A 6,442-nucleotide genomic window follows, 5' to 3' on the forward strand; every position below is an offset into this window, starting at 1 on the left:
GAATATTACTATTTATACTAAATATAGGAGAAAAATATTGTATGAGAAAATTTTTAGTTGTCGAAACATCAGCTTTACCTGATATTTATGAAAAAGTTTTGTATGCAAAAGAGCTATTGAGGATGAAAGAAGTAAGAGGGATTAATGAAGCTGTTAGTTTGGCTGGAATCTCTAGAAGTACATTTTATAAGTATAAGGATTATGTATTCTCTTTATCTGAATCTACATTAACAAAAAAAGCAACAATACATTTTATGTTAAAACATGAAAAGGGGATTTTAGCGCGCATTTTACAAATATTAGCTGACAGTAAAGCAAATATTTTAACTATCAACCAAAATATTCCTATTCATAATACCGCAGATTTATCTATCACATTTGACATGAAAAATATGGATTTACAAATTGAAGAAATTTTGGAAGAAATTTCTGCTATGGATGGGGTTGTGAATGTAGAAATTATTGCGTTAGAATAAAAATAGTGACTAATTCAAAAATTTACCAAGTATGTATCGTTCGATACATATCGTAAATTAAAGGAAATATGTTTCTTTTGTAGAACTATAATAAGTATAGCGTTTTATGTAGGAAACAGAGGTTAAAATGAATTTTGATACCAGTTTTATAGAAAAAATTAAAGATGAAAATGATATTGTGGATGTCGTTTCTGAGTATGTATCATTGAAAGGTACAAATGGAAACTGGATGGGTTTATGTCCTTTTCACAATGAAAAAACACCGTCTTTTTCTGTCAATAAAAATGGACAATTTTATAAGTGTTTTGGTTGTCAGAAGTCAGGAGATGTAATTTCTTTTATTCAAGAAAAAGAAAGATTGGAATTCGTTGACGCAGTAATTTTTTTAGCTAGAAGAGCTATGATTCCATTACCTGAACAGAAGAATTACTCTATAGAGGATAAGAAAATTCAAAAAGAAAAAGAGATTCTTATGGCAATTAATTTAGAGGCAGCGCGTTTTTTTAGAGAGTGCTTGTGGAAGAATAACTTAGCCTTGGAGTATCTAAAAAAAAGGGACTTAAATAGAGATATTATCATTCGCTTTGGTTTGGGATATGCACCTTTTAAAAATGATTTATATAAGAAGTTAGAAAAAGTTTATTCAGAAGAAGTGTTGCTGAAAAGTGGAGTTTTTCTAAAAAGAGATAATGGAGAGATTACTTGCCGATTTAAGAATAGAGTGATGTTTCCTATTTTTAACCCTAAAGGTAAAGTAGTTGCTTTTGGTGGAAGAGCTCTTAATGATTCGTATCCACCAAAGTACTTGAATTCTCCAGAAACTAATATTTTTTTAAAAAAGAATAATTTGTATTCTCTGAATTTTGCAAGGAAGTCTATTTACCAAGAAGATGTTATTTTAGTAGAGGGATATATGGATACGATTACTTTGCATCGATATGGTTTTTCAAATACAGTTGCATCACTAGGAACTGCTTTTACAGAACAACAAGCTCAACTTTTGAAAAAAAGCAAGGTAAAAACGGTGTATCTTTGTTATGACTCTGATAATGCAGGGAGATTAGCTGCAAAAAGAGCAATGGATATTTTATTTAGACAAGAATTGGAAGGAAAAGTCGTTATTTTGGATACAGAAAAAGATCCGGATGATTATTTAAAAAAATATGGTTCAAAAAATTTTGAACAACTGTTGATAAATTCACTAAACATTATTGATTTTGAATTATATTTGTTGAGTGATAACATCGATTTGACCAAAGAACATGAACAAGTATTATTTATTAAGAATGCAGTTTCGATGTTAAAAAAATATGAAGGGAAGATACCAAATAGTTTTGTGTTGATAGAGCAAGCATTAAAAAAGATATCTTTTTCTACAGGCATCTCTATTAAGTCTTTAGGACAAGAAATGTATGGGAAATACTTTAGCCCTAATCAGTTTCATGGTCATAGTGATGAGAAACAATATTTTGAGAAAATAGAAATTGATGTTCATGAAAATGATAAGGAAAAGATGTTGATTAATTCAATAGCTCATTTTGGAGTAGAAGAATGTGTCAGTAAATTTTCGATCAAAGAAGAAGATTTTTTTTCTGAAGAAAATAGAAGAATATTTCATCAGCTTTTACTTCAAAAAGAAGATTTTTCAGAAGATAGCATTTCATATGATAGTATCTGCAGTATAGAAGAGATTCCTACATTAATTCATAGTATGCGTAAGGATAATATTCGTAGAAGTATTGAGAGTTTGAAGGAAAAACAACAAGAGCTTATGCAAAACGGACAATACAGGGATGAACTTATTCGCATAGGAATTGATATTATATCATTACAAAAAAAATTAAAAAATATAAAGTAGTTTAATCTTAAATGAAGAAAGGATTATTCGTATGATTAAAGAGGAAAGCAAAGAAAAAATGAAGGAACTCCTTGAAAAAGGAAAGAGTAAAGGGACTCTTACTTATATGGAATTGGCAGAAATATTAGATCCTATTGCTGTTAATAAAGATGATATTGAAAATATTTATGAAACATTAAATCAGTTAGGGATTGAAATTATTGATGAAAATACTCCTAGAGCTCATGTTAATTTAGATGATATTGAAGAGCCTGAATTTACAGATGAAAAAGACTTAGAAGAAACTAAAGTAGAAGAAGATTTATCTGTTCCTAAAGGTATATCGGTTGATGATCCTGTTAGAATGTATTTAAAGGAGATTGGAAAAATTTCTCTATTGTCTGCTGAAGAAGAAATAGAGTTAGCACAGAAGATGGATCAAGGAAGTGAGCTTGCAAAGAAAAAGCTAGTAGAAGCAAACCTTCGATTAGTAGTATCGATAGCTAAACGATATGTAGGGCGTGGAATGCTTTTTCTTGATTTAATACAAGAGGGAAATTTAGGTTTGATTAAAGCAGTAGAGAAATTTGACTATACAAAAGGCTTCAAATTTTCTACTTATGCTACATGGTGGATTAGACAAGCAATCACAAGAGCTATTGCAGATCAAGCAAGAACCATAAGAATACCAGTTCATATGGTTGAAACGATAAATAAGTTGATTAGAGTTCAGCGACAGCTGTTACAAGAACTTGGGAGAGAACCCAGACCAGAAGAAATTTCTAAAGTAATGGATATGAGTGTAGAGAAGATAAGAGAAATTCAAAAGATTTCTCAAGAACCAGTTTCTTTAGAAACTCCTATAGGAGAAGAAGAGGATAGTCATTTGGGAGATTTTATACCTGATGATGATGCATTGGCTCCATCTGAAGCAGCAGCATACTCATTATTAAAAGAACAACTGGAAGAAGTTTTATCTACCTTAAATGAACGTGAACAAAAAGTTTTAAAATTAAGATTTGGTCTAGAAGATGGTAGAACTAGAACTTTGGAAGAAGTTGGAAAAGAGTTTGATGTTACAAGAGAAAGAATTAGACAAATTGAAGCAAAGGCATTAAGAAAGTTAAGACATCCAAGTCGATCAAAAAAATTAAAGGACTATTTGGAATAAGTTATGTTTATGAATTGAGAGATATACTATTTTAGTATAGTTTTTAATATAAAATATGATATTTGTTAATTGATATATGATTTAAAAAATATAGTTTACTAAAATAAATTATGTTGATTTAAATTATATTAACTTATGTTATAATAACTAGAATGATTTTTATGTATTTATAGTCTATTACATCATTTGGGAGGAAAAAAATGGAATTATTTAAAAGTTGGCAGAAGATAGCGTATGAACCAAAAAATCAACAAGAATACGAAGTGTTTTGGAATGAGTATTTACCAAAAGAAGCAGAAATATACAAGTATCTACTGGAAAATAAAGAAGAAACTGTAAAAGGGACTGTTTCTGAATTGGCGAAAAAATTTAATGTAGATGACGTTACGTTTGTTGGGTTTATGGATGGTATTAATACATCATTAAATACAGAAGTTGATATAGATACATTGGCTTCCGACTCTGAAATTTCGTTAGATGTAAATTTTGAAAAACTCTATTTTAATATGTTAGATGCTAAAGCTGACTGGTTATATAATTTGAAAGAATGGAATAGCATTCTTTCCGAGGAACAGAAGAAAACAATCAAAAAAGAATATGATAAAACGAAAACTGTTGTAAAAGAAGTGAAGATTGGAAGGAACGATCCGTGTATTTGTGGTAGTGGAAAAAAATATAAAAAATGCTGTGGAAAATAATTTTTATCTCATAGTTTGATTTGTGAATAAAAAAAGCTTGAAAATATTTCAAAATGCATTTATAATACTAAAGTATAGCCCATATAACTACAATTTTTTGCAAGATAAGCAATAAGTGTTAGCAGTGAGGGGAGGGATAGTTGTGGCAACAGAAATTAAAGTAAAAGAAAATGAGTCTTTGGATAGTGCATTAAGAAGATTCAAACGTCAATGTGCTCTTTCCGGAGTTATGCAAGAGGTTAGAAAAAGAGAACATTACGATAAACCAAGCGTGAAAAGAAAGAAAAAAGCAGAAGCAGCAAGAAAGAAAAAAAGATAATTGGGATATAGAGGTGTTATATAGATGACTTTAAAGGATAGACTTACAAATGATTTAAAAGAAGCAATGAAAAATAAAGAACAGGTAAGAAAATCCGTTGTCACTTTGATTCGAGCCGGAATTAAGCAGCATGAAGTAGATACGCGTCAAGAGTTGACTGATGATGACATCATATCTTTAATTTCAAAGCAAATGAAACAAAGAAAAGACGCTTTAGCAGAATTTGAAAAGGCAAATCGTACAGATTTGATTGAACAGACGAATCAAGAGATTGCTATATTAGAAAATTATCTCCCTAAACAACTTGACGATGTTGAGTTAAAAGAAATTATTATTAAAGTTGTAGAAGAAGTTGGAGCGACTTCAATGAAAGATATGGGAAAAATTATGGATAGGACTTTTTCGCTGGTAGAAGGAAGAGCAGATGGAAAAAGGATTAATGCCATGGTAAAACAAATATTAGGATAATATTTGGATATATAAGTTATAAATAAGAAATATGAAAGAAGATGAGGCTCTACGTGAATTTTATAGATTCGAGTAGAGCTTTTTATTTTGTAGGTGTTAGAATGATAAGAAAAAAATTACTATCCAATAAGGATGGAATAGTTACCTGGAGTGTAATAGCAATAGTTATTATGGTTATGTTTATCCAAAGACAATATATTGCAGTTATGTCTGAATTTTTAATAGATAAATATCAAATAAATATTTCAAAAGCAACAAAATTAGTAAATGCAACTCTATATGGTTATGCAGTTATGCAAATTCCGATGGGAATGTTATTAGATCACTTTGGTGTGAGGAGGGTGCTGGTCTTATCATGGCTTGTTGTATGTATTTCAACACTTGTCATGACAGTTACTTCTTGTTATTCTATTGCTTTATTTATGAGGTTTGCTATAGGGGTAGGAATGGCATCATCAATTACTTCGATTATGAAAGTACAAACAATTTGGTTTGATGAACATTACTTTTCACATCTTTCAGCTGGAATGGCACTTATATCTAATATTGGTAATCTTATTGCTACAGTACCTTTATCGTATTTGATTTCTAGGATAGGTGGACAAAATACAATGTGGGTAATTTCTTTCATGACCATGGGGTCTGTGATATTATTATTTTCTTTTGTAAAAGATAAAAAGAAAGAGACTTCAGAAGGGATAAATATAAAAAATTCGTTGATAGAAGTATTATGTAATCAAAAATCTTGGAGTCCAATGATTATTATGTTTACATATATCTCTACAGCAACTTCCCTATATGGTTTCTGGGGGATTAGATATTTTTCAGAGACATACCAATTATCTGTAATAGCAGCTTCTAAATATATGGCATTTTTAGGTGTAGGATTTATATTAGGAGCTCCTTTAGTTTCGATTATGGACAAAATATTGAAGAGAAATAACAAATTAAATTTAAATATTTTTTCTGGAATATATCTTGTTATGTGGATTTATATTATGATGAATAGAGGAAAACCTCCATTGTATATTATGCCGTTACTTTTTGTTATGATGGGAATGGTACTTATGTTTCATCTATTACCATTTACTGTTGTTAAAAATGTAAATAAGAAGGAGAATGCTGGGATTGCAGCAGCAACAATAAACTCTATGGAATTTTTTGGTAGTTCTATATTGAATTTTTTGATAGGGTTAATTGTTTTTAGAGGAATATCAGTAAAAAATGCAATGGTAATATATTTAATATCAGCATTAGTATGCTTCGTATCTACTTTTTTTATCAATGAAAACAATGAAAAAAAAGGACAGTTTGCTTAAATGGATTAAGTATTACTAGCATTGATTTTAATGTTGGAAATGTCTTATTACAAAGACTACATTTATAGATTATTTTAAAGTATTATCATGTGGATACAGTTTGTAATGTGATAAGACATATGTTACAGAAATAAATAAAAAAAGAGAGATACTT

Annotated in this window: 8 protein-coding genes; 7 read left to right on the forward strand and 1 reads right to left on the reverse strand. The window is 29.6% G+C overall.

Annotation, left to right across the window (positions count from 1 at the left end; genetic code table 11):
* Nucleotides 1-41: 41 nt before the first annotated feature.
* The 7 genes from ACO5GE_RS04810 to ACO5GE_RS04840 all read left to right on the forward strand — a co-directional run bounded on the left by ACO5GE_RS04810 (nucleotide 42) and on the right by ACO5GE_RS04840 (nucleotide 6,288).
* Nucleotides 42-476 (forward strand): ACT domain-containing protein, encoded by a 435-nt coding sequence (locus ACO5GE_RS04810; RefSeq protein ID WP_484829795.1) that lies wholly within the window; start codon nucleotides 42-44, stop codon nucleotides 474-476.
* A 127-nt stretch (nucleotides 477-603) separates the two neighbouring features.
* Entirely contained in the window at nucleotides 604-2,334 is a 1,731-nt protein-coding gene (gene dnaG / locus ACO5GE_RS04815; protein WP_484829796.1) for a DNA primase, read from the forward strand.
* A gap of 31 nt (nucleotides 2,335-2,365) precedes the next feature.
* Nucleotides 2,366-3,484 (forward strand): RNA polymerase sigma factor RpoD, encoded by a 1,119-nt coding sequence (rpoD, locus tag ACO5GE_RS04820; protein ID WP_484829797.1) that lies wholly within the window; start codon nucleotides 2,366-2,368, stop codon nucleotides 3,482-3,484.
* Nucleotides 3,485-3,684: 200 nt separating this feature from the next.
* Nucleotides 3,685-4,182, forward strand: a complete 498-nt coding sequence (locus tag ACO5GE_RS04825) for an SEC-C metal-binding domain-containing protein (protein WP_484829798.1) — start codon at nucleotides 3,685-3,687, stop codon at nucleotides 4,180-4,182.
* Between the two features lie 142 nt (nucleotides 4,183-4,324).
* On the forward strand, nucleotides 4,325-4,501 hold the full coding sequence (gene rpsU, locus ACO5GE_RS04830) for a 30S ribosomal protein S21 (RefSeq protein ID WP_014261932.1): 177 nt from the start codon (nucleotides 4,325-4,327) through the stop codon (nucleotides 4,499-4,501).
* Nucleotides 4,502-4,525: 24 nt separating this feature from the next.
* Nucleotides 4,526-4,969 (forward strand): GatB/YqeY domain-containing protein, encoded by a 444-nt coding sequence (locus tag ACO5GE_RS04835; RefSeq protein ID WP_484829799.1) that lies wholly within the window; start codon nucleotides 4,526-4,528, stop codon nucleotides 4,967-4,969.
* 53 nt (nucleotides 4,970-5,022) lie between these two features.
* Nucleotides 5,023-6,288 carry an MFS transporter gene (locus ACO5GE_RS04840; protein ID WP_484829800.1) on the forward strand — a complete coding sequence of 422 codons (1,266 nt, stop codon included), beginning with the start codon at nucleotides 5,023-5,025 and terminating at the stop codon, nucleotides 6,286-6,288.
* Here ACO5GE_RS04840 and ACO5GE_RS04845 read toward each other — a convergent pair.
* Nucleotides 6,251-6,361 (reverse strand): C2H2-type zinc finger protein, encoded by a 111-nt coding sequence (locus ACO5GE_RS04845; protein WP_484829801.1) that lies wholly within the window; start codon nucleotides 6,359-6,361, stop codon nucleotides 6,251-6,253. The two genes, ACO5GE_RS04840 and ACO5GE_RS04845, sit on opposite strands and share 38 nt — an antisense overlap.
* Nucleotides 6,362-6,442: the final 81 nt, after the last annotated feature.

The organism is Filifactor sp. (genome assembly GCF_057248345.1).